General features: G+C 70.8%; 16 protein-coding genes. 11 read left to right on the forward strand and 5 right to left on the reverse strand.

From position 1 onward, the window contains the following. The first annotated feature begins 2 nt into the window (after window positions 1-2). From ACWDZ6_RS00970 to galE, 10 genes are all read left to right on the forward strand, one after another. Window positions 3-1,550 (forward strand): CYTH and CHAD domain-containing protein, encoded by a 1,548-nt coding sequence (locus tag ACWDZ6_RS00970; RefSeq protein ID WP_451501148.1) that lies wholly within the window; start codon window positions 3-5, stop codon window positions 1,548-1,550. Window positions 1,551-1,601: 51 nt separating this feature from the next. Continuing rightward, the gene (locus tag ACWDZ6_RS00975; RefSeq protein ID WP_451501149.1) at window positions 1,602-3,527 is read left to right on the forward strand and encodes a TIGR03960 family B12-binding radical SAM protein; all 1,926 of its coding nucleotides are present in this window, start codon (window positions 1,602-1,604) and stop codon (window positions 3,525-3,527) included. A gap of 129 nt (window positions 3,528-3,656) precedes the next feature. Beyond that, complete coding sequence (locus ACWDZ6_RS00980; protein WP_451501150.1) at window positions 3,657-4,823, forward strand: hypothetical protein; 1,167 nt, start codon at window positions 3,657-3,659, stop codon at window positions 4,821-4,823. Between the two features lie 125 nt (window positions 4,824-4,948). Then, entirely contained in the window at window positions 4,949-5,773 is an 825-nt protein-coding gene (locus tag ACWDZ6_RS00985) for a TIGR03936 family radical SAM-associated protein (protein WP_451501452.1), read from the forward strand. Window positions 5,774-6,004: 231 nt separating this feature from the next. Then, window positions 6,005-9,865, forward strand: coding sequence for an Rne/Rng family ribonuclease (locus ACWDZ6_RS00990; protein ID WP_451501151.1), 3,861 nt, complete (start codon window positions 6,005-6,007; stop codon window positions 9,863-9,865). A 340-nt stretch (window positions 9,866-10,205) separates the two neighbouring features. Beyond that, window positions 10,206-11,324, forward strand: a complete 1,119-nt coding sequence (locus ACWDZ6_RS00995; RefSeq protein ID WP_366732930.1) for a DegT/DnrJ/EryC1/StrS family aminotransferase — start codon at window positions 10,206-10,208, stop codon at window positions 11,322-11,324. Beyond that, window positions 11,321-12,334 (forward strand): Gfo/Idh/MocA family protein, encoded by a 1,014-nt coding sequence (locus ACWDZ6_RS01000; RefSeq protein ID WP_451501152.1) that lies wholly within the window; start codon window positions 11,321-11,323, stop codon window positions 12,332-12,334. The genes ACWDZ6_RS00995 and ACWDZ6_RS01000 overlap by 4 nt, the downstream gene beginning before the upstream one ends. 11 nt (window positions 12,335-12,345) lie before the next feature. Continuing rightward, a complete protein-coding gene (locus ACWDZ6_RS01005) occupies window positions 12,346-13,974 on the forward strand; it encodes a glycosyltransferase family 2 protein (protein ID WP_366732932.1) in 1,629 nt (542 codons plus the stop codon). Continuing rightward, entirely contained in the window at window positions 13,971-15,254 is a 1,284-nt protein-coding gene (locus tag ACWDZ6_RS01010) for a nucleotide sugar dehydrogenase (protein WP_366732933.1), read from the forward strand. The genes ACWDZ6_RS01005 and ACWDZ6_RS01010 overlap by 4 nt, the downstream gene beginning before the upstream one ends. A gap of 142 nt (window positions 15,255-15,396) precedes the next feature. Next, entirely contained in the window at window positions 15,397-16,377 is a 981-nt protein-coding gene (gene galE / locus ACWDZ6_RS01015; RefSeq protein ID WP_451501153.1) for a UDP-glucose 4-epimerase GalE, read from the forward strand. Window positions 16,378-16,465: 88 nt separating this feature from the next. Here galE and ACWDZ6_RS01020 read toward each other — a convergent pair whose 3' ends face one another. The 3 genes from ACWDZ6_RS01020 to wecB all read right to left on the reverse strand — a co-directional run bounded on the left by ACWDZ6_RS01020 (window position 16,466) and on the right by wecB (window position 21,229). Then, window positions 16,466-18,607, reverse strand: a complete 2,142-nt coding sequence (locus tag ACWDZ6_RS01020) for a glycosyltransferase family 1 protein (RefSeq protein WP_451501154.1) — start codon at window positions 18,605-18,607, stop codon at window positions 16,466-16,468. Continuing rightward, entirely contained in the window at window positions 18,604-19,959 is a 1,356-nt protein-coding gene (locus ACWDZ6_RS01025; protein ID WP_451501453.1) for a glycosyltransferase, read from the reverse strand. Before ACWDZ6_RS01025 ends, ACWDZ6_RS01020 begins: the two co-directional genes overlap by 4 nt. A 166-nt stretch (window positions 19,960-20,125) precedes the next feature. Next, entirely contained in the window at window positions 20,126-21,229 is a 1,104-nt protein-coding gene (gene wecB, locus ACWDZ6_RS01030) for a non-hydrolyzing UDP-N-acetylglucosamine 2-epimerase (protein ID WP_366732936.1), read from the reverse strand. A 453-nt stretch (window positions 21,230-21,682) separates the two neighbouring features. Here wecB and ACWDZ6_RS01035 point away from each other — a divergent pair, with 453 nt between their 5' ends. Continuing rightward, on the forward strand, window positions 21,683-22,741 hold the full coding sequence (locus tag ACWDZ6_RS01035) for a hypothetical protein (protein ID WP_451501155.1): 1,059 nt from the start codon (window positions 21,683-21,685) through the stop codon (window positions 22,739-22,741). A gap of 162 nt (window positions 22,742-22,903) precedes the next feature. Here ACWDZ6_RS01035 and ACWDZ6_RS01040 read toward each other — a convergent pair whose 3' ends face one another. Together ACWDZ6_RS01040 and ACWDZ6_RS01045 are read right to left on the reverse strand one after the other, a co-directional pair. Continuing rightward, on the reverse strand, window positions 22,904-23,506 hold the full coding sequence (locus ACWDZ6_RS01040; protein ID WP_351445356.1) for an acyltransferase: 603 nt from the start codon (window positions 23,504-23,506) through the stop codon (window positions 22,904-22,906). Between the two features lie 55 nt (window positions 23,507-23,561). Beyond that, complete coding sequence (locus ACWDZ6_RS01045; RefSeq protein WP_451501156.1) at window positions 23,562-25,409, reverse strand: hypothetical protein; 1,848 nt, start codon at window positions 25,407-25,409, stop codon at window positions 23,562-23,564. Window positions 25,410-25,620 lie beyond the last annotated feature (211 nt).

Here is a 25,620-nt window from a genome sequence, read left to right on the forward strand (position 1 = left end):
TCATGGCGGACACAAAGCGCGAGATCGAGCGGAAGTACGAGGCCACCCCCGACACCAAGCTGCCGGACCTCACCCGGGTGGCCGGCGTCCCGGCCGTCATCGACAAAGGCGTCGCCGAACTCGACGCCGTCTACTACGACACGGCAGACCTGAGACTGGCCGCCTCCTCCATCACCCTGCGCCGCAGGACGGGCGGGACCGACGAGGGCTGGCACCTCAAGCTCCCCGTGGCACCGGGTGTGCGGGACGAGATCACCGTGCCGCTGTCCGAGCCGCTCCCACATGCTCTGGAGAGTCTGGTCCGCGCCCGCACCCGGGGCGCCGAACTCGTCCCCGTGGTCCGCCTGCGGTCCTCACGGCACATCCACCATCTTCTCGACGCGGACGATGCCCTGCTGGCCGAGCTCAGCAGGGACGGCGTGCGCGCGGAACGCCTCACGGACGGCGGCCGCACGGCGCAGTGGGACGAGATCGAGGTCGAGCTCGCCGACGACGCGGACCCGGCGTTCCTCGACGCGGTCGACAAGAAGCTCCGCAAGGCGGGCGTGCGCCCGGCCAAATGGCCGTCCAAGCTGGCCAGGGCCCTGGCGGAGACAGCCCCCGAGGATGGCAGGCACGTGAAAGCGGCCGCGGAGCCGGCGGCCCCCGCCCTGGTGGAGGAACCCGCGAACGCGGGCGATCACATCCTCGCCTACCTGCGGGAACAGCTCGACGCCATCCTCGCGTACGACCCCGCCGTGCGCCGCGACCTGCCCGACTCCGTCCATCAGATGCGGGTCGCCACCAGGCGGATGCGCAGCGCGTTCAAGTCGTACCGCAAGATCATCGATCGCGCCGTCACCGACCCGATCGGCGAGGAGCTGCGATGGCTGGCCGGTGAGCTGGGCGTCGCCCGGGACCAGGAAGTGCTCACCGAACGGCTGCGCTCCCGGATCGACGCCCTGCCGAGGACCCTGCTGCTCGGCCCGGTACGCGGGAGGTTGCGCATCTGGTCCGTTGCCCATGGCTCGGGCGCGCGCCGCAAGGCCATCGCCGTACTGGACAGCAAGCGGTACTTCGCGCTGCTCGACTCGCTGGACACGCTGCTCGCCGATCCTCCGCTGCTGAAGGCGGCGTTCGGCGCGGCCGCAAGGGTCGTCCCCAAGGCCGTCCTCAAGGACTACGACCGGCTGGCCGGCCGGATCGACCATGCCCTCGAGCTCCCCCCGGGACACGAACGCGATCTGGCGATGCACGACGCCCGCAAGGCCGCCAAGCGCGCGAGGTACGCGGCCGAGGCGGCGATCCCCGTGCTCGGCAAGCCCGCCAAGCGCTTCGCCAAGCGGATGAAGGCCGTGCAGACGGTGCTCGGCGACCACCAGGACAGCGTCGTCGCCCGCGAGGCGCTGCGGAATCTCGGGATCCAGGCGCACGCGGCCGGCGAGTCGGCCTTCACCTGGGGACTGCTCCACGGCCAGGAGGAGGCGCAGGCCGCCGAGCGCGAGCGGGAACTGCCCGAGGTGTGGCGGGAGGCTTCGGACGAAGATCTTCGGGCGGCGCTCAGCGGCTGAGCCCCGGGGTACGCTTGATGGTCACCCTGCCCGCTCACGAGAGACACCACAATGCCTGTCGAGTCGGTCTTCCCACGCCTGGAAGCGCTTCTCCCGCACGTCCAGAAGCCGATCCAGTACGTCGGTGGAGAGCTCAACTCCACCGTCAAGGACTGGGACGCCTGCGACGTCCGCTGGGCGCTCATGTACCCGGACGCGTACGAGGTCGGGCTGCCCAATCAGGGCGTCATGATCCTCTACGAGGTACTCAACGAGCGCGCCGGAGTGCTGGCCGAACGCACCTACAGCGTCTGGCCGGACCTCGAAGCGCTCATGCGCGAGCACAAGCTCCCGCAGTTCACCGTGGACTCGCACCGTCCCGTGAAGGCCTTCGACGTCTTCGGGCTGAGTTTCTCCACCGAGCTCGGCTACACCAACATGCTCACCGCCCTGGACCTCGCGGGCATCCCGCTCGAGTCGAAGGACCGTACTGTCGACGACCCGATCGTGCTCGCGGGGGGCCACGCCGCCTTCAACCCCGAGCCGATCGCGGACTTCATCGACTGCGCGGTCATCGGCGACGGCGAGCAGGCCGTCCTCGACATGACCGGGATCATCCGCGCCTGGAAGGCCGAAGGCCGGCCGGGCGGGCGCGAGGAAGTCCTCTTCCGCCTCGCGAAGACGGGCAATGTCTACGTCCCGCGCTTCTACGACGTCGAGTACCTTCCCGACGGCCGGATCGGCCGCGTCGTCCCGAACAGGTCGGGCGTCCCGTGGCGAGTCTCCAAGCACACGGTCATGGACCTCGACGAATGGCCGTACCCCAAGCAGCCTCTTGTGCCGCTCGCCGAGACCGTCCATGAGCGGATGTCGGTCGAGATCTTCCGCGGCTGCACCCGCGGCTGCCGCTTCTGCCAGGCCGGCATGATCACGCGCCCTGTGCGGGAGCGAAGCATCACCGGCATCGGCGACATCGTCGAGAAGGGTCTGAAGGCGACCGGCTTCGAGGAGGTCGGCCTGCTCTCGCTCTCCTCCGCGGACCACAGCGAGATCGGCGACATCGCCAAGGGCCTGGCCGACCGGTACGAGGAGGACAAGATCGGCCTGTCCCTCCCGTCCACCCGTGTCGACGCGTTCAACGTGGATCTCGCCAACGAGCTGACCAGGAACGGCCGTCGGTCGGGTCTGACCTTCGCCCCCGAGGGCGGCTCCGAGCGCTTGCGCAAGGTCATCAACAAGATGGTCTCGGAAGAGGACCTGATCCGCACGGTCTCAACGGCGTACGGCAACGGCTGGCGCCAGGTGAAGCTGTACTTCATGTGCGGCCTGCCCACCGAGACCGACGAGGACGTGCTGCAGATCGGCGACATGGCGGTCAAGGTCATCGCCGAGGGCCGCAAGGTCTCCGGCCAGAACGACATCCGCTGCACGGTCTCGATCGGCGGCTTCGTGCCCAAGCCGCACACGCCCTTCCAGTGGGCCCCGCAGCTGTCGGCGGAGGAGACGGACGCGCGCCTGGAGAAGCTGCGCGACAAGATCCGCGGCGACAAGAAGTACGGCCGCTCGATCGGCTTCCGCTATCACGACGGCAAGCCCGGCATCGTCGAGGGCCTGCTCTCGCGCGGTGACCGCCGTATCGGCTCCGTCATCCGCGCCGTCTACGAGGACGGCGGCCGCTTCGACGGCTGGCGCGAGTACTTCTCGTACGACCGGTGGATGGCGTGCGCCGCCAAGACGCTGCCCGAATTCGGTGTGGACGTCGACTGGTACACCACCCGTGAGCGTACGTACGAGGAGGTCCTGCCCTGGGACCACCTGGATTCCGGTCTCGACAAGGACTGGCTCTGGGAGGACTGGCAGGACTCGCTGGACGAGACCGAGGTCGAGGACTGCCGCTGGACGCCGTGCTTCGACTGCGGTGTCTGTCCTCAGATGGACACGCAGATTCAGATCGGCCCGACCGGCAAGAAGCTGCTGCCGCTGACGGTCGTCAAGTAACAACTGCGCGAAGGCCCGGCCGTGTGGGGACACCCCGTGGCCGGGCCTTCGTACGTCCCGACGGCGGACGAGCGCGGCGAAAAGCGCAGGTAGTGGATCCGGACGGGGCTGTAGTGCGTCATCTCTGACATGGAGTTCGAGAAGTCGCCTCAGACCTACGGGAGTCACCAGGCTCCCGCGCACCACCAGCCCGGCGCGGGCTGTCTGACCACGGTCATCCGGATTCCCGTGCGGATCGTGGTGCTGCTTGTCGTCCTTCCCGTGCGGATGGTCTGGGACGTCCTCGTCGTCTGCGCGCTCGCCGTCGACCGCGTGCTGCTGCGACCGCTGCGCCGGGCGTTGGCCTGGGTGTACGAGTACGTCCTCACCCCGATCGGGCACGGTCTGGCCCGGCTCGCTTCTTTCGTCGGCAGGGCGCTCTTCGTCTGGCCGTGGGTCGCGCTGTGGCGCTATGTGCTGGTGCCGGTGGTGATGTACGGGCTGGTGGTGCCGCTGGTGTGGATCCACCGGCAACTGCTGACCCCGCTCGGCCACGGCATCGCCCGGCTCGTGGAGCATCTGCTGCTCGCTCCCGCGCGCTGGACCTACCGCCGGCTGCTCACACCCGCCGGCCACGGCATCGCCGCGGTCCTCGGATGGCTGGGCAGGGCGCTCTTCGTCTGGCCGTGGGTCGCGCTGTGGCGCTATGTGCTGGTGCCGGTGGTGATGTACGGGCTGGTGGTGCCGCTGGTGTGGATCCACCGGCAGTTGCTGACGCCGCTCGGCCACGGCATCGTCCGGCTCGTAAGCGCCGTGTGCCGCGCTGCGTGGACGGCGGTCGTCCGGCTCGTGGCGACGCTGCTCGTCACGCCCGTTGCCTGGGTCTACCGCCATGTCCTCGCTCCGGTCGGCCGGGAGATCGCCGACGCGATCGGCGTCGCCTGGAGCATCGCCGGACATATCTCGCGCGCCGTCGGCCGGGCCCTCAAGTGGCTGGCCTGGAACTTCGTCGGGCGGCCGGTGCGCTGGTTCTACCAGTACGTCTGCACTCCCGTGGGGCACGTGCTGCGCGACGGCGTCTGGAGTCCGGCCAGGAAAGCCGCTGTCGAGGCGGGCCGGGCGGCGCGGGCCGCGCTGCGCTCGGCCGGCGAAACGGTACGGCAGGCGCGGCGAGACGCCTGGCGGGCGCTCGTCGGCGAGCCACGGGCCTCAAAGCCCGTGGAACCGGCAGTGCGGCAGGCGCGTACGCTGGGTAGTACAACGACTGTTCCCGGCGCGGCGGCCGAACCCGAGATCTCCCTGCACAAGCAGGGGTGAGCCGGGCGGCCCCCGAGGAACACCACGTACGTCCGAGGGCGGGCGCGCCACCCGCGCTCGCTCCGCACCGAGGAGAAGAACCACTGGGCAAGCGACAGCCCGAAGGCCCGCCGCCCGCACCGGCGGTGCAGCGCATCCGACTGCGCTACACCAAGCGCGGCCGCCTCCGGTTCACCAGCCACCGTGACTTCCAGCGCGCCTTCGAGCGTGCACTGCGCCGTGCAGAGGTGCCCATGGCGTACTCGGCGGGCTTCACCCCGCACCCCAAGGTCTCGTACGCCAATGCCGCACCCACCGGCACGGGCAGTGAGGCCGAATATCTGGAGATCGCCCTCACCGAGCACCGTGACCCGGACAAGCTGCGTGAGCTGCTCGACGAGTCGCTGCCCGGGGGGCTCGACATCACCGACGCCGTCGAGGCCCGCACCTCGGGTCTCGCCGACCGGCTCACCGCATCCGTGTGGGAGCTGCGGCTCGACGGCGTGCCCGTCGAGGACGCGGAGAAGGCCGTTTCCGGCTTCCTCGCCGCCGAGACCGTCGAGGTCGAGCGGAAGACGAAAAACGGCATGCGGACCTTCGACGCACGAGGTGCCGTAGCGGAGCTGCAGGCGCTCCGTCCGGCGTCCGAAGCCGGCGCCGGCACCACCGGAGCGGCTGCCACCGCGCTCATCAATAGGCCGGGGGACGGGCCCTGTGCGATACTGCGCCTGGTTGTTCGGCACGTGACACCTGCCGTGCGACCCGACGACGTCCTGTCCGGTCTCCGAGCTGTGGCCGACCTGGCGCCGCCGGTCCCCGCAGCGGTGACCAGGCTGGCGCAGGGGCTCTTCGACGAGGAGTCCGGCACGGTGACCGACCCGCTCGCGCCCGACCGCGAGGCAGTTCCGGCCGCTCCACCCACGGCCGCCGGAACAGCCGCCGCGACGGCGCCGGAAGGTCCCGCCGCGTAAGGGCAGTCGTTGTAGCGCAGCCCTGGTACTCGGGAGCCACCTGGGTCGGGCCGCGTACTGACAGGAGACTTTCGCCAGGCCGTACGTACATCGCGTAGGGAACCGGCGAGCCATACATCAGCTCCCGTGCGGCGCCCGCGCCCCGGACGGCGGCACCGCGCACATCACGCGGGCCGTGGCCGGACCGGAATCAGGCGCGGCGCCCGGGAGCGTGACGGGAGAACCGCCCGCATGCTCGAACCGATCGAATCCGGCACCGCCGGAGACACTGAGAACAACTCCCCCAGCGACACGTTGCCGCCGCGCCGCAGGCGCCGCGCCGCGTCGCGTCCCGCAGGGCCGCCGACGGCGGCCGCGGGCGCCAAGGACGTCTTGGAAGCCACGGACGTCACCGAGACGGCCGCTCCGGCTGTCGAGAGTGCTGAGAGCGCCGAGGCGGAGGCCGCCGCGCCGCGTTCGCGCCGCCGTGCGACCCGTAAGGCGACGGCGCCCGCCGGTGCGCCTCAGTCCAGCGAGGCCGCTGAGGCCGACGAGACTGTTGCCGCCGAGGCCGCCGAGGCCGCCGAGGCCGCCGAGCCCGAGGCCGAGGTGGCCGCGCCCCGTACACGCCGCCGCGCGACCCGTAAGGTCACCGCGCCCGAGCCGGTCGCCGAGGCCGTGAGTGGCGCCGAGGCCGTGTCCGCCGAGGCCGTGTCCGCCGAGGCCGTGTCCGCCGAGGACGAGGAAGAGACCCCTGCCGAGGCCCCCGCGCCGCGCGGCCGTGCCCGCCGCCGGGCCTCCGCGCCCGCCGGGGCGCCGCAGGCCGCCGAGGCCGCGGAGGCAGCCGAGCCCGAGGCGCCCGCGGAGGAGGCGGCCCCCGCAGGCCGTACCCGCCGCCGTGCCACCCGCAAGGCCACCGCGCCCGCCGACGCCCCGCAGGCCGCCGAGGCCGACGAGAACGGCGTCGCCGACGGGGGCGAGAGCCTGCCGCAGGACGTGGTGGCACAGATCACAGCGGACGAGGCCGAGGTCGAGGCCGCCGCAAAGGCGGCGAGCCGCGGTCGTACGCGCCGTCGTGCCGTCTCGCCCGAGTTCACCGCCCAGCCGGAGAAGGCCAAGGCCGAGCAGGGTGAGAAGGCCGAGAAGAGCGAGAAGGCCGCCAAGGCCGAGAAGAGCGAGGCGCCCGCGCGCGGCCGCCGGGCCACCCGGCCCGCCGTCGCCGTCTTCCAGGCCCCGGTCTTCACCGAGCCGATGTTCCAGACCCCGGAGACGGCAGCCGCGGCCGCCGCCGCTGCCGTCGAGACGGAGCCGGAGGAGGACGAGGAGTTCGCCGAGCCGGTCGCCGAGCCCGTCGCTGCCGAGCCCGCCGGACGTCGCCGTCGCCGCCGCCGTGGTGAGCCCGCCGAGGCCCCGGCGCCCGTTGCCCACGAGGCCGAGCCCGAGGCGGAGACCGAGTCCGAGCAGGCCGCCGAGGGCGAGGAGTCGGACGAGTTCGAGGACCGCCCGTCGCGTCGCCGCCGCCGTGGTGGCCGTCGCCGTCGCCGTGGCGAGCCCGCCGACGCCGACGAGACCTCGGAGGAGCAGGCGGACGAGGCTGCCGCCGAGGACATCCAGGACGAAGAGGAAGGCGAGGAGGACGACGAGCAGGGCGACACCGAGACCCCCTCGGCCGCCGGCACCAGCAGTAGCCGTCGCCGGCGCCGCCGTCGTCGTCGCAGCGGTGATTCCGGCCCCGAGGAGGAGACGGCTTCGGGCGACCCGGAGCGTACGGTCGTCAAGGTCCGCGAGCCGCGCGCCCCGCGTGCGAAGAGCGACGAGCCGTCCGACGAGGTGCAGTCCATCAAGGGCTCGACCCGTCTGGAGGCGAAGAAGCAGCGCCGCCGTGAGGGCCGCGAGCAGGGCCGCCGCCGGGTGCCGATCATCACCGAGGCCGAGTTCCTGGCCCGCCGTGAGGCCGTCGAGCGTGTGATGGTCGTCCGGCAGAACGGCGAGCGCACCCAGATCGGCGTCCTCGAGGACAACGTGCTCGTCGAGCACTACGTCAACAAGGAGCAGGCCACCTCGTACGTCGGCAATGTCTACCTGGGCAAGGTGCAGAACGTACTGCCGTCCATGGAGGCCGCGTTCGTCGACATCGGCAAGGGGCGCAACGCCGTCCTGTACGCCGGCGAGGTCAACTTCGAGGCGCTGGGCATGGCCAACGGCCCGCGCCGTATCGAGGCCGCGCTCAAGTCCGGCCAGTCGGTCCTCGTCCAGGTGACCAAGGACCCGATCGGCCACAAGGGCGCCCGCCTCACCAGCCAGGTCTCGCTGCCCGGCCGCTACCTGGTCTACGTGCCCGAGGGCTCGATGACCGGTATCAGCCGCAAGCTGCCCGACACCGAGCGCTCACGCCTGAAGACCATCCTCAAGAAGATCGTCCCCGAGGACGCGGGCGTCATCGTGCGTACCGCGGCCGAGGGAGCCAGCGAGGACGAACTGCGCCGCGACGTCGAGCGGCTGCAGGCGCAGTGGGAGGACATCCAGAAGAAGGCCAAGAGCGGCAACGCCCCGACGCTGCTCTACGGCGAGCCGGACATGACCGTCCGCGTCGTCCGCGACATCTTCAACGAGGACTTCACCAAGGTCATCGTCAGCGGCGACGAGGCGTGGGACACCATCCACGGCTATGTCTCGCACGTCGCGCCGGACCTGGTCGACCGCCTGCAGCGGTGGACCAGCGAGGTGGACGTCTTCGCGTCGAACCGCATCGACGAGCAGCTGATGAAGGCGCTGGACCGCAAGGTCTGGCTGCCGAGCGGTGGCTCGCTGGTGATCGACAAGACAGAAGCCATGGTCGTGGTGGACGTCAACACCGGGAAGTTCACCGGCCAGGGCGGCAACCTTGAGGAGACCGTCACCAGGAACAACCTGGAGGCGGCTGAGGAGATCGTGCGCCAGCTGCGGCTGCGCGACCTGGGCGGCATCGTCGTCGTCGACTTCATCGACATGGTGCTGGAGTCCAACCGGGACCTGGTCATGCGGCGGCTGCTCGAGTGTCTGGGCCGTGACCGTACGAAGCACCAGGTGGCCGAGGTCACCTCGCTGGGCCTGGTCCAGATGACCCGCAAGCGGGTGGGCCAGGGTCTTCTGGAGTCCTTCTCCGAGACCTGTGTCCACTGCAACGGCCGCGGTGTGATCGTGCACATGGAGCAGCCGACCACCGCCGGTGGCGGCGGCAAGCGCTCCAAGAAGCGCGGCCGCGGCGGCGCCGATCAGGTGCACGAGCACGAGGCCGTCCTCGAGACCGAGGACGAGACCGAGGCGGAGATCGCCGCCGAGGTGGCTGCCCCGGTCGCGCTGGCCGAGCCCGAGTTCGTCCCGGACGAGGAGCTCTACAGCAGTGCCGCGGAGGCCGAGGCTGCCGTGTCGCGCGGTCGTGGCCGCCGCAGGGCGACCCGTAAGGCGACGGCTCCGGCCGGTGCGCCGAAGGCCGCGGAGGTCACGGTGGCCGAGCCCAGGGCCGAGGAGCCGACGGCCGTCGAGGTCACGCCCGAGGCCCCGGTCACCGTGGCCCCGGTCGCCGAGGCGGCGGCTCCCGCGGAGGAGGCGGCCCCGAGGGGTCGTGGCCGCCGCAGGGCGACCCGTAAGGCGACGGCTCCGGCCGGTGCGCCGAAGGCCGCGGAGCCGGAGATCGTCATCGAGGCGAAGGCCGAGGCTCCCGCCGAGGCTCCTGCGGTCGAGGCCGCGGCAGTCGAGACCGCCGGGTCCGAGGAGGCTCCCGTCGCGGCCCCGCCGCGTGCGCGCCGCCGGGCGACCCGCAAGGTCACCGCTCCCGCCGGTTCGCCCTCGGGCACGGAGGAGGCCGGCATCGTCGTGGTCCCCGCCGCGGCCGAGCCGGACGCCGGGTCTTCGGAGGCTGCGGAGAGCGCGGAGAGCGAGGACCAGGCTCCGGCCAAGAAGGCGGCTCGCAAGACCGCCAAGAAGGTCACCGCGACGAAGGCCGCCACCAAGAAGACGGCGGCCAAGAAGACCGCGGCGAAGAAGACGACCGCCAAGAAGGCCACCGCGAAGAAGACCGCGGCCGCCGAGCAGCAGACGCCGTCGTCGGTGTCGGCATCGACCGACAGCTGAACAGCTGAACAGTTGATGAGCCTTCAGTGAACAGGCCGTGTCCCATCCCGCAGCCCGCGGGGTGGGACACGGTTTTTGTCGCCGAATCGATGCCGTGCTCCGTTAACAGCCCCGAAATTCGCTAGGAAATCCCTGATAATGTGACGGCGGTCGCTGCCGGGTGCGGTCTCGTTCCAGACACTACGGTGGGTGACCGGCCCGGTTCGGGACAAGACCGGTCCCAGAATCCTCGGTAGGGCGTCGGCTTCGCGCCGGAGGGGTTTGCGCGGCCTCGTGAGACGTCCGCACGGCCCCTGATCCTCTGCCATAAAGAGTTCAGCGGTGTTCAAGGAGGACGTCCATGACGAGCAGCAACCAGCAGCCCATTCCCGCTGCCCGCCCGGTCATCGGTGAGGAAGAGATCGAGGCGGCGGTACGCGTACTGCGTTCCGGCAGGGTCGTACAGGGCCCGGAAGTAGCGGCATTCGAGGAGGGCTTCTCGGAGCTGGTCGAGGGGCGCCATTGCGTGGCCGTCAACTCGGGTACCTCCGCACTGCACCTCCTTCTGCTTGCACTTGGCATCGGCCCGGGTGACGAAGTGATCGTTCCTTCGTTCTCGTTCGCCGCCTCGGCGAACGCGGTCCGCCTGGTCGGCGCCGACGTCGTCTTCGCCGACATCGAGCCGGGCAGCTACGGCCTGGACCCGGCAGCGGTCGAGGCGGCCATCACGCCGCGCACCGCCGCGATCATGCCGGTGCACCTCTACGGCCACCCGGCCGCGATGGACAAGATCATGCCCATCGCCGCCAAGCACAAGCTGGCCGTGGTCGAGGACGCCTGCCAGGCGCACGCCGCGGCGCTGAACGGCACCCCGGTGGGCGCCTTCGGCTCCGGCGGTACGTTCAGCTTCTACCCGACCAAGAACATGCACTCCCTCGAGGGCGGCATGATCTCCACCGGTGACGCCGAGGTCGCCCGCACTCTGCGCCTGCTGCGCAACCAGGGCATGGAGCAGCGGTACGCCAACGAGATCGTCGGCGCCAACATGCGGATGACCGACGTCGCCGCCGCCGTCGGCCGCGTACAGCTGTCGAAGCTGGGCGGCTGGACCGAGCAGCGCATCGCCAACGCCGCGTACCTCACCGAGAACATCACGGCGCCGAACGTGCAGACGCCGACGGTCGCCGAAGGCGCGCGTCACATCTACCACCAGTACACGATCCGGATCACGGGGGACCGCGACGCCGCGATGGCGAAGCTCACCGAGGCGGGTGTCGGCAACGCCGTCTACTACCCGACCCCGATCCACCGGCTGAAGCCGTACTGGGAGCCGGACCAGAAGGCCGGCCGTAACTGGGACCTGCCCGAGACCGAGCGTGCGGCCTCCGAGGTCGTCTCGCTGCCGGTGCATCCTTCGCTGACCGCGGAGGACCTCGAGCGTATCGTCGCTGCCGTGAACGATCTTGGAGAGACTCTGTGACCACCCGGGGACTGCGAGCCGGCCTGATCGGCCTCGGCTCGATGGGCCGCCACCACGCCCGCGTACTCGCCGGTCTCGACGGCGTCGAGCTTGTCGCCGTCGTCGACCCGATGGGTGACAAGAACGGCTGGGGGCAGGGTGCCCCTGTGCTGTCGACCGTCGAGGAGCTCATCGCGCTCGGCATCGACTACGCCGTCGTGGCCTGCCCCACCGCCCTGCACGAGGAAGTCGGCCTCAAGCTCGCCGGGGCCGGTGTCAGCGCGCTGGTCGAGAAGCCGGTCGCGGACACCGTGGAAGGCGCCCGCCGCCTCGTGGAGGCCTTCGAGTCGCGCGGCCTGGTCGCCGGTGTCGGCCACATCGAGCGCTGCAACCCCGCGCTGCGCTCCCTGCGCCAGCGCCTGGAGGCCGGCGAGCTCGGCGACGTCTACCAGGTCGTCACCCGCCGCCAGGGCCCCTTCCCGCACCGCATCGCCGATGTCGGCGTGGTCAAGGACCTCGCCACCCACGACATCGACCTCACCGGGTGGGTGACGGGCCAGACGTACACCTCGATCTCCGCGCGTACGGTCTCCAAGTCCGGCCGTCCGCACGAGGACATGGTCTCCGCGGTCGGTCAGCTGTCCGACGGCACCATGGTCAACCACCTGGTCAACTGGCTGAGCCCGCTCAAGGAGCGGTTCACCTCGGTCACCGGTGAGAAGGGCTGCTTCATCGCGGACACCCTCACCGCCGACCTGACCTTCTACTCCAACGCCGCCCAGGCCACCGAGTGGGAGGCCCTGCAGGCCTTCCGCGGTGTCGCCGAGGGCGACATGATCCGCTACGCCATCCCGAAGCGTGAGCCGCTGCTGGTCGAGCACGAGCTCTTCCGTGACGCGGTCCTCGGCAAGTCCCAGGACATCTGCACGCTCCGCCAGGGCCTTCGTACGGTCGAGGTGGCAGCCGCGGTGCTGGAATCCGCTTCCCACGGCATCACCGTCGATCTCTCCGCGCACGCCGCGGCCCAGTAGGGCGAGGAGCCTTGACCAGTCCTGATGTCACCGTCGTCGTCGCCGTGTACAACACGATGCCGTACCTGACGGAATGCCTTAACTCCCTTGTCGGGCAGAGCATTGGCCTGGACAGGCTCGAGATCGTGGCCGTCGACGACGGTTCCACGGACGACAGCGGAGCGGAGCTCGACCGCTTCGCCAAGAAGTACCCGGACACCGTCAAGGTGATCCACCAGGCGAACTCCGGTGGCCCGGCCGCGCCCAGCAACAGGGCGCTGGACGTGGCCACCGGGCGCTACGTGTATTTCATCGGCTCCGACGACTACCTCGGCAAAGAGGCGCTCGAGCGGATGGTGGCCTGCGCCGAGAAGCACGGCTCCGATGTCGTGGTCGGCAAGATGGTCGGCACCAACGGCCGCTACGTCCACCAGGCGCTCTTCAAGAAGAGCGACCCGGACATCAGCCTGTACGACTCGGCGCTGCCGTTCACGCTGGCCAACACCAAGCTCTTCCGCCGTGAGCTGGTGGAGAAGTACAACCTGCGCTTCCCCGAGGACCTGCCGGTCGGCAGTGATCAGCCGTTCACCATCGAGGCGTGTGTCCGGGCCGGGAAGATCTCGGTGCTCGCGGACTACACGTACTACTACGCGGTGAAGCGCGGGGACGCGAGCAACATCACCTACCGGGCCGATCACCTGGCGCGGCTGGGCTGCACGGCGAAGATCATGAAACATGCGGCCGCGCTGATCGAGCCCGGCCCGCAGCGGGACACCGTCTTCAAGCGCCACTTCACCTGGGAGCTGTCAAAGCTCATCCAGGGCGACTTCCCGGCGCTCGACCCCCAGACCAGGCGCGAGGTGTGCGCCGGTATCGCCGATCTGGCCGACGAGTACCTCACGGACGGTCTGAGCGACTCGCTGCCGGTCATGAGGCGGGTCAGGCTCACCCTGGCCCGGCGCGGCGCGGTGGACGAGCTCGTCGCGGCGATCACGGCGGAGGAGGAGAACGGCGCACCGCCGTTCCACCTGGAGGACGGCAGGGCCTTCGCGCTCTACCCGGGCTTCAGGGACCCCGTGATGGATGTTCCCGACCGAGTCTTCGAGGTGGTCGGGGAATCGGTGCCCGGAAGGCTCTCGGCCAGGACCGAGCTTGTCTCGGCCGAATGGGAGCAGAACGGCGACGATCTGGCCCTGGCCGTGGCGGTACGGACCGGGCTCACCGGTGACACCGACTCGGCCGTCGTCCGGCTCGTCCAGGGCGCGATGCCCAAGAGCGCGGACAAGGCCGGCGCCCGCAGGCTGCCCGCCGGCCATGAACTCCCCGAGCCCGTGGGGGAGTTCACCCAGGAAGTCACTGCCGACGGCCTCGGCACGGTCGTCCGTGCGCGGATTCCGATCCAGCCCCGCCAGGCCTCGCTCGGCGTGCGCGTCTATGTGGACGTCGCGGGCTGGACGTACGAGATCCCGGTGCGCGGCAAGGATCTGCCGATGCCGCTCGCCAGGCGCTGGCGCAGTGGCACCCCGTATCGAGTGGCGGCGCGCGTGAACCCCAAGGGCCGGATGGTCATCCAGACCGGCCTGCTGTTCCCGCCCGCGCAAAGATGGTGGTCGCGCGTGCGACCCCTGCTGGTTCGGTTGAAGAGGAAAGTAACCCGATGAATATCTGTGTAGTCGCGCTCGGCAAGATCGGGCTTCCGCTCGCCGTGCAGTTCGCCGCCAAGGGCCACCGGGTGATCGGCGCCGACGTCAACGAGAAGGTCGTCGAGCTGGTCAACGCCGGCACCGAGCCCTTCCCCGGCGAGCACGACCTCGACCGTCTGCTCAAGGAGACCGTCGGCGCCGGGCTGCTGACCGCCACCACCGACACCGCGGCCGCCGTCGCCGAGTCCGACGCCGTCGTGGTCGTCGTCCCGCTCTTCGTGGACGCCGAGGGCGTGCCGGACTTCGGCTGGATGGACTCCGCGACCAAGGCGATCGCCGCCGGCCTCAAGCCCGGCACCCTCGTCTCGTACGAGACCACCCTGCCGGTCGGCACCACCCGCACCCGCTGGGCCCCGATGCTGGAGCAGGGCTCCGGCCTCACCGCGGGCAAGGACTTCCACCTGGTCTTCTCCCCGGAGCGGGTGCTCACCGGCCGCGTCTTCGCCGACCTGCGCCGCTACCCCAAGCTCGTCGGCGGTATCGACGAGGTCTCCACGCAGCACGGTGTGGAGTTCTACGAGCAGGTCCTCGACTTCGACGAGCGCGCGGACCTCGCGCAGCCGAACGGCGTCTGGAACCTGGTCACCGCCGAGGCCTCGGAGCTGGCGAAGCTCGCCGAGACCACGTACCGCGACGTCAACATCGGCCTGGCGAACCAGTTCGCCCGCTTCGCCGACAAGAACGACATCGACGTCAAGAAGGTCATCGAGGCCTGCAACTCCCAGCCGTACAGCCACATCCACCAGCCCGGTATCGCGGTCGGCGGCCACTGCATCCCGATCTACCCGCGGATGTACCTGTGGAACGACCCGGAGGCCACCGTCGTGCGCTCGGCGCGCGAGGCGAACGCCGCCATGCCGGAGTACGCCGTCGACCTGCTGGCCGCCGCCTACGGCGACCTCGACGGCGTGGGCGTGCTGGTGCTCGGCGCCGCCTACCGCGGCGGCGTGAAGGAGACGGCCTTCTCCGGCGTCTTCCCGACCGTCGAGGCGCTCAAGGCGCGCGGGGCCGTCCCCTTCGTGTCAGACCCGATGTACACCTCCGAGGAGCTGGCCGCGCACGGTCTCACTCCGCACGAGAGCCAGGTCGTCACGGCCGCGATCCTGCAGGCCGACCACGCCGAGTACCGCGAGCTGGCCGCCACCGACCTGCCGGACGTCCGCGTCCTGGTCGACGGCCGGCGCACCACGGACCCGGCGCGCTGGGAAGGCGTCCGCCGCGTCGTCATCGGCGGCTGACGCTGCCCCTGCGCCTGAACCGGCGCCGCTCCCGCGGAGACGTTGCTCTCCGCGGGGGTTGCTCAACTGATGGCTGATCTACGAGACGAAGGCCCTGCCCCGCGTACTTGTGGGGCAGGGCCGACCTGCAGAGGGTTTCCCCATGACCTGGTTGATCACTGGCGGAGCCGGATACATCGGCTCGCACGTGGTGAAGGCGATGACCGACGGCGGCGAGCGTGTCGTCGTCCTCGACGACCTCAGCACGGGCAGCACCGAGCGGCTGTCCGCCGGAGTCCCGTTGGAAGTGGGCTCGGTACTCGACCGTGAGCTGGTCGGCCGCGTCCTGCGCGAGCACTCCGTCACCGGCATCGTGCACCTCGCGGGCAAGAAGCAGGTCGGCGAGTCCGTCGCGCTGCCGCTGCACTACTACTACGAGAACGTCGAAGGGCTCCGGACCGTCCTGGCGGCGGCCGCGGACGCCGGTGTGCGCCGGTTCCTGTTCTCCTCCTCCGCCTCGGTCTACGGCATGCCCGATGTCGACTTGGTCACCGAGCAGACACCGTGCCTGCCGATGAGCCCGTACGGCGAGACCAAGCTTGCCGGCGAGTGGCTGGTCACAGCAGTCGGCAAGGCACACGGTATGGCCACGGCCTCGCTGCGCTACTTCAACGTCGCGGGCGCCGCCTCGCCCGAACTCGGTGACGACGGCATCTTCAACCTGGTGCCGATGGTCTTCGAGCGACTCACGGCCGGCGAGTCGCCGCGTATCTTCGGCGACGACTACCGGACGCCCGACGGCACGTGCATCCGCGACTACATCCACGTCGAGGACATCGCCTCCGCCCATGTCGCGGCGGCGCGGCGGCTCGCCGATGACGCCGGGGCCTCGCTGATCCTCAACATCGGCCGCGGGGAAGGCGTTTCGGTCGCCGAGATGGTCACCACCATCCAGGATGTCACCGGACGGGTCGACCTCAAGCCGGTGGTCACCGAGCGCCGTCCCGGCGACCCCGCACGGGTCGTGGCTGCGGCCGACCGGATCCGCGAGGAGCTGGGCTGGCAGGCGCGCCACGACGTCCGCGCGATGGTCACATCGGCCTGGGCGGGCTGGTGCCTGCGCCACCCGGAGGCACGCGGCTGAGCGGGATCCACCGCGCAGATCCCCCGCACGTACGGAACGAGGAAGGGCCCCGGGAATCCCGGGGCCCTTCCTGCGTACAGGCTCCGTGCTACTCGCCGAGCAGCAACTCGTCGAAGCGACGGCTCACCACGGGCCAGTCCCACGCGGAGAGCGCGTGCTCGGAGGCGAGCTTGCCCGCATTCCGCCAGCTCTCCTCGGTCGCCGTGGTTTCCAGGATGCGCTTCGCGGCCTCCTCGGGAGAGCCGACGACCCAGCCCTCGGGGTAGAGCGTACGAGCGCTGTGCTCGCGCCCGGCGTAGAACGGCCAGTCGCGGACGACGGGGACGGCGGCGCTCGCCGCGCCCTCCATCAGCCCGACATGGCAGCCCTCACGCACCGAGGAGCTGAGGATCGTGCCGATCTCGGTGAGCGCGGACGGCACATCGTCGGTCGGTCCGAGACGTACCACCGCACCGGACTCCTCCAGGGGAGCCAGCTGCTTCTCGAACTCCGCGAGGTAGTCCTTGGTGGCACGGCTGGTCTTGCGGTCCATGTCGCCGCCGACCAGCAGCAGCCGGTAGCGCTCGTCCTTCCTGCGCACCCGCTGCAGTACGTCGATGGCCCACAGCGGGTCCTTCGCGACCTGCGAGATACCGATGAGCCCGAGGTTGAAGCGGGCGTCGGCCGGCTTCGCGCGGTTGAAGGCGCTCAGGTCCATGGCGTTGTCGAGCATGTGCGTACGCGGCGCCTGCGGACCACGCAGCTGCGGAACCAGCGAGGTCGTCAGATCCTGCACATGGTCCGCGACATACACGAGGTCGTCCACACGCGAGAAGTCGACCAGGTGCGGCCAGCGGGTGAAGGCCTCGTAGCTGTGCAGCCGGACGACGATCCGGGTGTCGCCCGGGTCGATCGTCGTGAGCATCACGGCCGGTGCCACACACCAGTCCAGGAACACCGTGTCGGCCCAGTCCAGATGGGGCCGCATGAGCTGCTCGACCTGATCCGCGTAGAGGGCGTCGCCCCCGAGACGGTTCTCTATCATCCGCCGTCCGGCCCACGAGATCCGCTTGAGGGCCGGAGTGGCCGCGAGGTCCAGGTAGCGGACCTCGACGCCCTGGTGGGCCTCGTAGTGGGACAGGATCAGCTTCAGGAAGTTGTCGTTGGCGCTCGTCGTGACCAGGAGTCGCAGCGGCCGGTCGGACGGCGGCGTGGCGGCGGGAGTCTTCCTGCCGCGCGGTTCCCCCAGTTTCTTCATGACCGCCGAGCGGTGCACCGGCGCGGAGAACGCCTCGGGGTCGGCGGCCAGCGGAGAGCTCAACTGGTCGATGTGCACGACCCGGTGGAAACCGAGAACGAGCGCCCGGTCCAGCGTGGACGCCGCCGCAGCCGGGTCACCGGCCTTGTAGTACTCGTCCGCGGAGGCCAGCAGCTCGTGGACCGTCTGGTCCAGAGCACGCGGTGCGATGCCCTTGTTGAGCTCGGTCTTGACCGCCTCGTCCAGCAGCCCGGTCCTGATCTTCCGGTCCGAGATGCGCGCCGCGGCGGTGGTCAGCGCGAGCGTCGCGCCACCGGGCCGGCCGGCCCAGCGCATGCCCTCCGCCACCTGGCGGGACAGCGCGGCCCGCACCTTGGCGGGCACGCCGGGCGCGCCGAGGGCGGTGCGCCACAGCCGGGCGCCGACGGAGCTGCGCATCACGGGGCGCGCGGTGGCCGTACGCAGCACGGTCTGGGGCAGCGACCTGGCCTGGCGGCGTACGTCGCTGGCGAGCAGTGCCGGCGGCGGCACGAGTGCCTTGCGCTTGGCCGGAGCCCCGGACGGGCGGCCCGGGACACGCGGGTTCTCCATGGCCCTCAGAGCCGGCGCGATACCGAAGGAGGCACCGGCGCCGGGGTTGTACTGGGCCAGCCGCCAGACCGTGTACACGGCGTTCGCGTCGAGCGCGACGAGGTGCTGCGCGCCCAGACCGTGCCGGCGCAGCCAGACGTTGCGACGGCTCTGGACCCACAGCCGACGGCTGTGCGGCACCTTCTTCAGCTTGCGCCGCGTGGAGGTGCTCAGATGCCCTATTCCGTACGGCAGTTGGTGGTACCCGTCCAGCTCGAGCCGGTCGAGTTCCTCCTGGCAGCCCTTGGTGTCGAAGGCACAGGCCAGGTAGACGCTGGCGCCGAGAGCGCGGAACTTCTGCACCGCACCGGCCAGCACGCCGAGCTGCGGCTGGGTGGCGGCGACGAACAGCACATCGGTCACGGGGTGGGACCTCCGGCGACGATCGACTTCGGGGAGCGGTTGTCCACATCCGCCGTTCCCGCAGACTGGGAGATGGTGGCCCCGGGAAGCACGGCCGGCCCGTCGTGGTCCGCGGCGAGCCGGTTCACCAGGTTCTTCACGGCGACGGACATCAGCGCCTCGCGGGTGAACTGATCGGCGTGCGCCATCGCTTCCGCGTGCACCTCGTCGCTCGTCTCGACGGCCATGTGCGCCGCCCTGACGAACGACTCCGCCAGGCCTTCCTCGTCGATCCCCACGGCGCCGGTCCACAGGGGGTGACCCTGCAGGACGTTCGAGGCGTCGTGCTCGACGACGTGCGCCGAGACGATCGGCAGGCCGGTGGCCATGTACTCGTAGACCTTTCCGGAGGTCACGAAGCGACCGCCGATCAGGATGAGCACCATCGCGTCCCAGCGGGCGTAGATGGAGGAGACCTCGGCCTTGGCGGCGGGCCCGCCGAACGAGACGCCGTCGGCCTCGGCCTGCTTGAGCATCTCGGAGTGCTTGTTGGCCTCGCGGCCCGCTCCGTTGCCGATGTGGCCGCGTACCTCGAAGCGCGCGTTGGCGAGCAGCGGCTCCCGCTCACGGGCCGCACGCCAGGCGTTGAGCACCGTCTCCAGGTGCGCGGGGGTGAAGTTGACCGTGCCCAGGTAGCCGAAGACCAGACCGGCCTCGGGGTCCGGGCGGTGCGCCCGGCCGGGCGAGCTGTCGGCGTCATAGCCGTTGCGTACGACCTCGACGCGGGAGGCGACCTCGGGGTAGCGGGCGCGGTAGTGGTCGGCGATCGGGTCGTTCACGACCCACAGCGAGACCGCGTGGTCGAGGACCTTCTGCTCCCAGTGGCCCAGCTCGGAGTCCTTGGTGAAGGCCTCGATGCCGGTGATCACGTCGATGGACCAGCCGTCGCGGAAGTCCACCGCGTACGGAACCCGGGCCTCTTCCCAGAGCTTCCAGGCGGCCGCGAGGTTCACATACGGAACGCAGCTGGCCACGAGCAGGTCCGCCGGGTGCTCCCGGTGAATGTCGAGGACGGCCTTCTCGAGCGCGCCGCGCCACTCGCCGAAGTTCGGCTCGGGGAACGGCTTCTGCTGCCGCTTGCGCAGCTGCGTGACCCACTTGTTGGGGTTGAGCGCGCGCTCCTCCGCGTAGAGGCGGATGTCCGTTTCCAGGTCCTCGCGGGAAAGCGGCAGCTCGATGATCTTCACCCGCGGGTCGACCTGCTCGAGGAGCGTGAGGTCGACGCCCGAGTCCCGCTCCCAGGACTCCTGGGCGATATTGACGACAGTGACATCCCAGCCCGCCTTGCAGAACTGGTTCGCCGTCTCGCGCATGCGGTACGCGCTGCTCTTCGCAGCCGGCGGGAAGCCGATGGCGAGATAGATGACATGAGGCCGAGCGCCTTCTGAGGGCAGCCCGGACCTGGGAGACGCTGACATAAACGGTGACGCTAGCACGGTGACATGTACGGATTCGGGCCCCTGTGAAGCCCTGTGTCCGTCACGCGCGCCGGCTGCCCCCCTTCCACTGTTCCATGATCCGGACAACATTCTGCGCGGCTCGTCCGTCGCCGTACGGCGTGCCCGGGTCGGTCGTCGGGACCGCTCGGGTGACAGTGGCGGCCCACTCGTCGGCGGAGAGCTCGTGCGGGTCGGGAACCAAGACGTTCCAACCGGTGTCGACGGTTTCCACCCACTCGGTCTCGGGACGGATCGTGGTGGTGATCCGCTCCAGGAGGAAGGCCTCCTTCTGGAGACCGCCGGAGTCGGTGACGACACCGGTCGAGGCCAGGACCGCGGCGACCAGACCGGCGTACGGCAGCGGGCGGCTGACGTGCACCGAGCCCTGCGCGAGGTCGATGCCGTGCTGCTCGGCGCGCGCGACCAGGCGCGGGTGCGCGAGCAGCGCCACCGGCACCGGCAGCTTGGCCAGCGAGCCGATGATCGCGGCGAGGCGCTCGGGGTCGTCGGTGTTGTCCGGCCGGTGCAGGGTCGCCAGCAGGAACGGCTTCGAGGGGTCGATGCCCTCGGGCAGCTCGGGCGCCGCGTGCTCGCCGGCGAGGACGGCGTCGCGGATGCGCAGGCAGATGTCGACCATGACGTCACCGGCGAGCACGGCGCGGTCCTTGAGGCCCTCGTCGGCGAGGTGGCGCATGGCCTCCTCGGTCGGGGCCAGCAGGACGTCGGCGCAGTGGTCGGTCAGTACGCGGTTGTGCTCCTCCGGCATACGCCGGTTGAAGGAGCGCAGGCCCGCTTCGAGGTGCGCGACCGGCAGGTGCATCTTCACGGCCGACAGCGCACCGGCGATCGTGGAGTTGGTGTCGCCGTAGACGAGGACCCAGTCCGGCTGCTCGCGCTCGAGGACCGGGTCGAGCGCCGTGAGTACCGAACCGGTCTGGACGCCGTGGCTGCCGGAGCCGACACCGAGGTGGACATCCGGGTCCGGGATGCCGAGACCGTCGAAGAAGACGTCGGAGAGGTCGGCGTCGTAGTGCTGCCCGGTGTGCACGATGAAGTGCTCGTGCTCCGTCTCGGAGAACGCGGCCGCGATGGGGGCGAGCTTCACCAATTGAGGACGGGCACCGACGATGCTGATGACTTTCACTGAACACTCTTCTTCTGGGTCAGGTCACTGGCAGGGGCGTGTCACGGTCTCATACTGCTGGCAGGCACCCCGCGCGATCGCGCCGCCGCCGGTGCGGCCGGTCAGCCCGGTGCGGCACACGCGCCCAGGGGTGTTCTACGCAATGGTAGGCAATCGCCGAGGTGAGCAGGCTCACGGCCCGGCCGTCGCACGGAAGTCGGTGCCTTCCCGTCCATGGTCAGGACGTCCCACCTGTGCGACGAGTGATCGGATAACGATTCTGTGAACGGGCCGTGTGGCGGCTGAGCGGTCCTCCGGCCTGCCCCTGCGGGCCGCCTGTCGTACTATCGTCGCGCAAGTTTCGCGGGGCGGTCACGGGAAAGTCGACGGTGTGCCATGGCGGTCTGGTCCGGACGGAAATCTGCGCGTCGTACGGATGCGCCGCCGAGCGGCAAGGCCGGCAGAACGCCTCCCGTGGACACCTCCCTCGCCGCCACCACCGGCTGGCTGCTGCGTGGCAAGGACGGCAGGCTCACGGCGTACGCCCCGGCCGCCGAAGGTGTCCTGCGCTGGACCGAGACCCGTCCGGGCGGCCCGGAGTGGTCCGCACCCGATCTGATCCCCGCCCCGGGCATACTGCCGTATCTCTGCCTGGCGCAGGGCGCCGACGGCTACGTCCACATGGTGGGCCTGCGGCGCAAGCGTCTCGCGGACGGCCGGACCGGCACGGATGTGGTGTACGCCCTCCAGTACCAGTCGGGCCTGGCGATACGGGACTGGTATCCGCTCGGCAGCCCGTACCCGAACGACCCCGCCCTTGCCGAGAAGATCGGCCTGCCGTCGGCGGTGGTGGACGCGGAAGGTTCGCTGCACGTCTTCGTGCGTAACGCGGGCGGCGGCGTCTGCGGGCGCAGCCAGGTGCCTTCGGGCAAGTGGAACAAGTGGGCCGACTTCAAGGGCAGCGGAGCGTCCGGCACGGTCTCCGCCTCGGTCACCGCGGACGGCCTGATGGAACTCCTCGCGCCCGCGGCGGACCACATCATGCGCTGGGAGCAGCGGGAGGCGGGCGTGAAGTTCGAGCGCGCCGACGACATCCCGGCATCGGCCGCTCCGGACTCGCTCACGGCCGAGCGCACCGGCGGCAACCGGCTCACCCACTTCTGGCACGACGCCGGCGACCGCACGGTCCGCGCCTGGCGCGAGTCCGACGACACGCCGTCCGAACTCGGCAATGGTGCGGGCACCGGCCCGGTCGCCCTGCTGCGTACCCCGGTCGACGGCTACGACTGCACTATCCTCGCCCACCGTGACGCCGAGACCGGCCGCCCGGCCCTCGCCGCTTATCCGTCGGAGGACGAGTCCAGCGGCGTCAGCTGGACCCTGACGGGCGAGCCGTGCGTGGGTGCGCCCGCGCTGGCGATCGACGCCAGGGGCCGGGTGGTGATGGCGGCGTTCGGCACGGACGGCACGCTGCGGGTGACCCGCCAGAAGGACGAGTCGGGGCTGGCCCTGGAGGCCTGGACCCGGGCGTAGGCGGACCGACCGGGGGCGGTTCCGGGTGCCGTCGGCGGGACCGGCGGCCGGACCGCTGTCGGGACGGGTGGCCGGACCGCTGTCGGGACGGGTGCCCGGACCCTTGTCGGGACGGGTGCCAGACCCGCTGTCACTGTCAGGACCGGCCCGCCGAACCTGGTGTCAGACCGCCTGCTCGGCGAGGACGCCGTCCTTCTCGACGTACACCGCGCCGGTCTGCGGGCACTCCCACACACCGGACTCGTCCGCCCGCTCCACCAGGCGGACACCGGAGCGGCCGACCCAGCCGATCTGCCGGGCGGGCACACCGACGACCAGCGCGAAGTCCGGAACGTCCTTGGTGACGACGGCGCCCGCGGCGACCATGGACCAGCGTCCGATACGGACCGGGGCGACGCACACCGAACGCGCGCCGATCGAGGCACCGTCGGCGATCTTCACGCCGACCGCCTCCCAGTCGCCGCCGCGCTTCTGCTTGCCGTCGGGGTCGACGGAGCGCGGGTTGTGGTCGTTGGTGAGCACCACGGCGGGGCCGATGAAGACACCGTCGCCGAGCTCGGCCGGCTCATAGACCAGCGCGTAGTTCTGCAGCTTGCAGTTGTCGCCCATCGTGACGCCGGTGCCGACATAGGCGCCGCGCCCGATGACACAGCCCTCACCGAGCTTCGCGCCCTCGCGGATCTGGGCGAGCTCCCAGACACTGCTCCCGGCGCCGATCTCGGCGGTCTCGTCGACCTGGGCGGTGGGCTGGACCCTGTAGTTCACTTCTCTGCCTTCCGGTGCGCGGCTTCGCCCGGCGAGCATACGGCCCAGGGCGCGCTCACCGGCTGTGGACCCGGGCCTTCCGCAGCTGGACCGCGAGGTAGAGCGCGGCGGCCGTCGGGGCGATGGTGCGGTACCAGCCCACGTCCGGGGACCACCAGGCGTACGCCGCCGCCGAGGTGAGGAGCAGCAGGCCCAGAATCCGCAGGATCCACCAGCGTGCAGGGTGGCGGACCGGGAGGGCGGGGGAGCCCAGGTCCGTCGACAGGGTGTCCCTGATTCCCTTGAACACCCCGCGGCGGGGGAGGAGTTGGGCTCCCGGCAGGCTCTTGAGGATCTCGTCCCGCTCGCCGAAGCCGTCCGGGACGGGCGGCAGCCCGAGCACGGCCACCAGCCCGGACTGGCGCCGGGCCGGGCTGTCCGAGCCGCGCAGCAGTGTGACCAGCGGGCGCGGGTCGGGCAGGGGGAAGACGGTGGCGATGGCCCGGGCGGTGGCGGCGGCCTCGGCGTGGTCGGTGACCGGTGCGGCCGGGTCCCACAGATGCGACGCGAGTGCCCTGCCCTTGTGGAACAGAGTGAAGCCGTAGCGGTCGGCGGTGCGGCGCAGGACGAGGGCGGGCCATTTCTCGCCGGTGGTGAAGTTGTCCGCGGCCGCCGTCAGCATCTCTCCGCCGGTCGCGAGGGTGGCGCGTCTGCCGGGGGAGGGGTCGGGGACGAGTTCGACGTAACTCATACGGGCCGGCGCCGCGGACGGGGCCGGGGCGATACGGAGCGAGACACCGCACATCAGTGCCGCGTCGGCGACCTCGTGGGGCGGGGCCGCGGCTATCGCGAGCGAGCGTGGCGTGGGCACGGGGACGCCGGGGCCTGCGGAGAGTGGAGCCGCCGGTATGGCGGGCTTCGGCGGGTGACCGAAGAACGGGGTCTGCGACGCGACCTGCATCCGTACACCCAGACGGAATTCCAGGAACTCCTTGCGGCTGTCGCCGACGTACGCCCACGGGTACTCGCGCGCGTGCACGCCGATCGCGCGGAAGACGTCGAGCGCCTCGGCCCAGCGCTCGCCGAAGATCAGCATGAGGGCGAGGTGATTGCGGAACCCGGCGGCCTCCGGGTCGCCGGGCGCGTACCAGCCGGAGAGGTCCAGGGCGCGGTCGATCGCCGCGTCGATCCGGGCGCGGTCGATCGGGCCGTTCTCGGTGGAGTCGTCGGACACCACCTCGTACTCCACGGCGGCGAGCAGCGGCAGCGCGTGCAGCTTCGAGCCGGGCAGCGCACCTTCGGCGGCCTGCTCGGCGAAGGCGAACATCTCCTCGTGCGAGCCGTACCACTTGTCGCACAGATACTGCAGGGCGGTGGAATGGCAGCCGTAGTGGTGCGGGGCGCGGGCGACGGCCTCCGCCCAGTACGCGTCGAACACATCGCGCGGTGCCTGGGTGCCGCGTGCGTGTGTGAGCGCGACCTCCCAGGGCACCGGGTCGCCGGGGTTCAGCCCGGCCGCGGCGGCGATCACCTCAGTTGCATCGTCGAGGAGTGTGAAGAAGGCCCGGAACCGGTCCTCGGACACATGCCTGGCGCGGTAGCCGGTACGTATCTCCCAGGCCTGCTGGATGCAGAGTTCCGCCTTCACGAGCATCGCGTCGGGATCCTCGGGGCACTCCGCCAGCCACGCCTCCAGCCAGCCGGGGCTCCGCAGCGCGTACTCGGCCAGCTCCGAGACGCAGACGCTGCGCCGCTCCCACTGCGCGTCGAGGCGGGTCCCGGCGAGCAGTTCGCGGGCGGGACCGGCGTCGCCCGCCGCGGCCGCCGCCAGCGCCGCCCGCAGCGCGGGCTCGGCGACCCCATCGACGCTCACGGCCTCGTCCGGCGGCAGATCCGCTCCCACGGACGAGCCGTGACGGAGCATGCGAGGCAGGGTGATGAGTGAACGAAAGGACACGAGCGCTCATTGAACAGGCCGGAGCCGCCGCGTACCAAGGGGTGACGCAGGGCCAATGGGAGCGCCGACCCCGGTTTGACCCCTTGCCCGGGCGCCCGTAACCTTGACCCTCGGCGTGTTTCCATACACAGCCACCCCTGAGCAACTCCCTCCCGCTGGTTCTGCCGGCCGGGAGAGG

Source organism: Streptomyces sp. NPDC002926, assembly GCF_053591755.1.

Bases quoted from the DNA above. Each gene is read 5' to 3' on its own strand.
- ACWDZ6_RS00970 (WP_451501148.1), top strand. From the start codon at position 3: ATGGCGGACACAAAGCGCGAGATCGAGCGGAAGTACGAGGCCACCCCC.
- ACWDZ6_RS00975 (WP_451501149.1), top strand. From the start codon at position 1,602: ATGCCTGTCGAGTCGGTCTTCCCACGCCTGGAAGCGCTTCTCCCGCAC.
- ACWDZ6_RS00980 (WP_451501150.1), top strand. From the start codon at position 3,657: ATGGAGTTCGAGAAGTCGCCTCAGACCTACGGGAGTCACCAGGCTCCC.
- ACWDZ6_RS00990 (WP_451501151.1), top strand. From the start codon at position 6,005: ATGCTCGAACCGATCGAATCCGGCACCGCCGGAGACACTGAGAACAAC.
- ACWDZ6_RS00995 (WP_366732930.1), top strand. From the start codon at position 10,206: ATGACGAGCAGCAACCAGCAGCCCATTCCCGCTGCCCGCCCGGTCATC.
- ACWDZ6_RS01010 (WP_366732933.1), top strand. From the start codon at position 13,971: ATGAATATCTGTGTAGTCGCGCTCGGCAAGATCGGGCTTCCGCTCGCC.
- galE (WP_451501153.1), top strand. From the start codon at position 15,397: ATGACCTGGTTGATCACTGGCGGAGCCGGATACATCGGCTCGCACGTG.
- ACWDZ6_RS01025 (WP_451501453.1), bottom strand. From the start codon at position 19,959: ATGCGCGAGACGGCGAACCAGTTCTGCAAGGCGGGCTGGGATGTCACT.
- ACWDZ6_RS01045 (WP_451501156.1), bottom strand. From the start codon at position 25,409: ATGCTCCGTCACGGCTCGTCCGTGGGAGCGGATCTGCCGCCGGACGAG.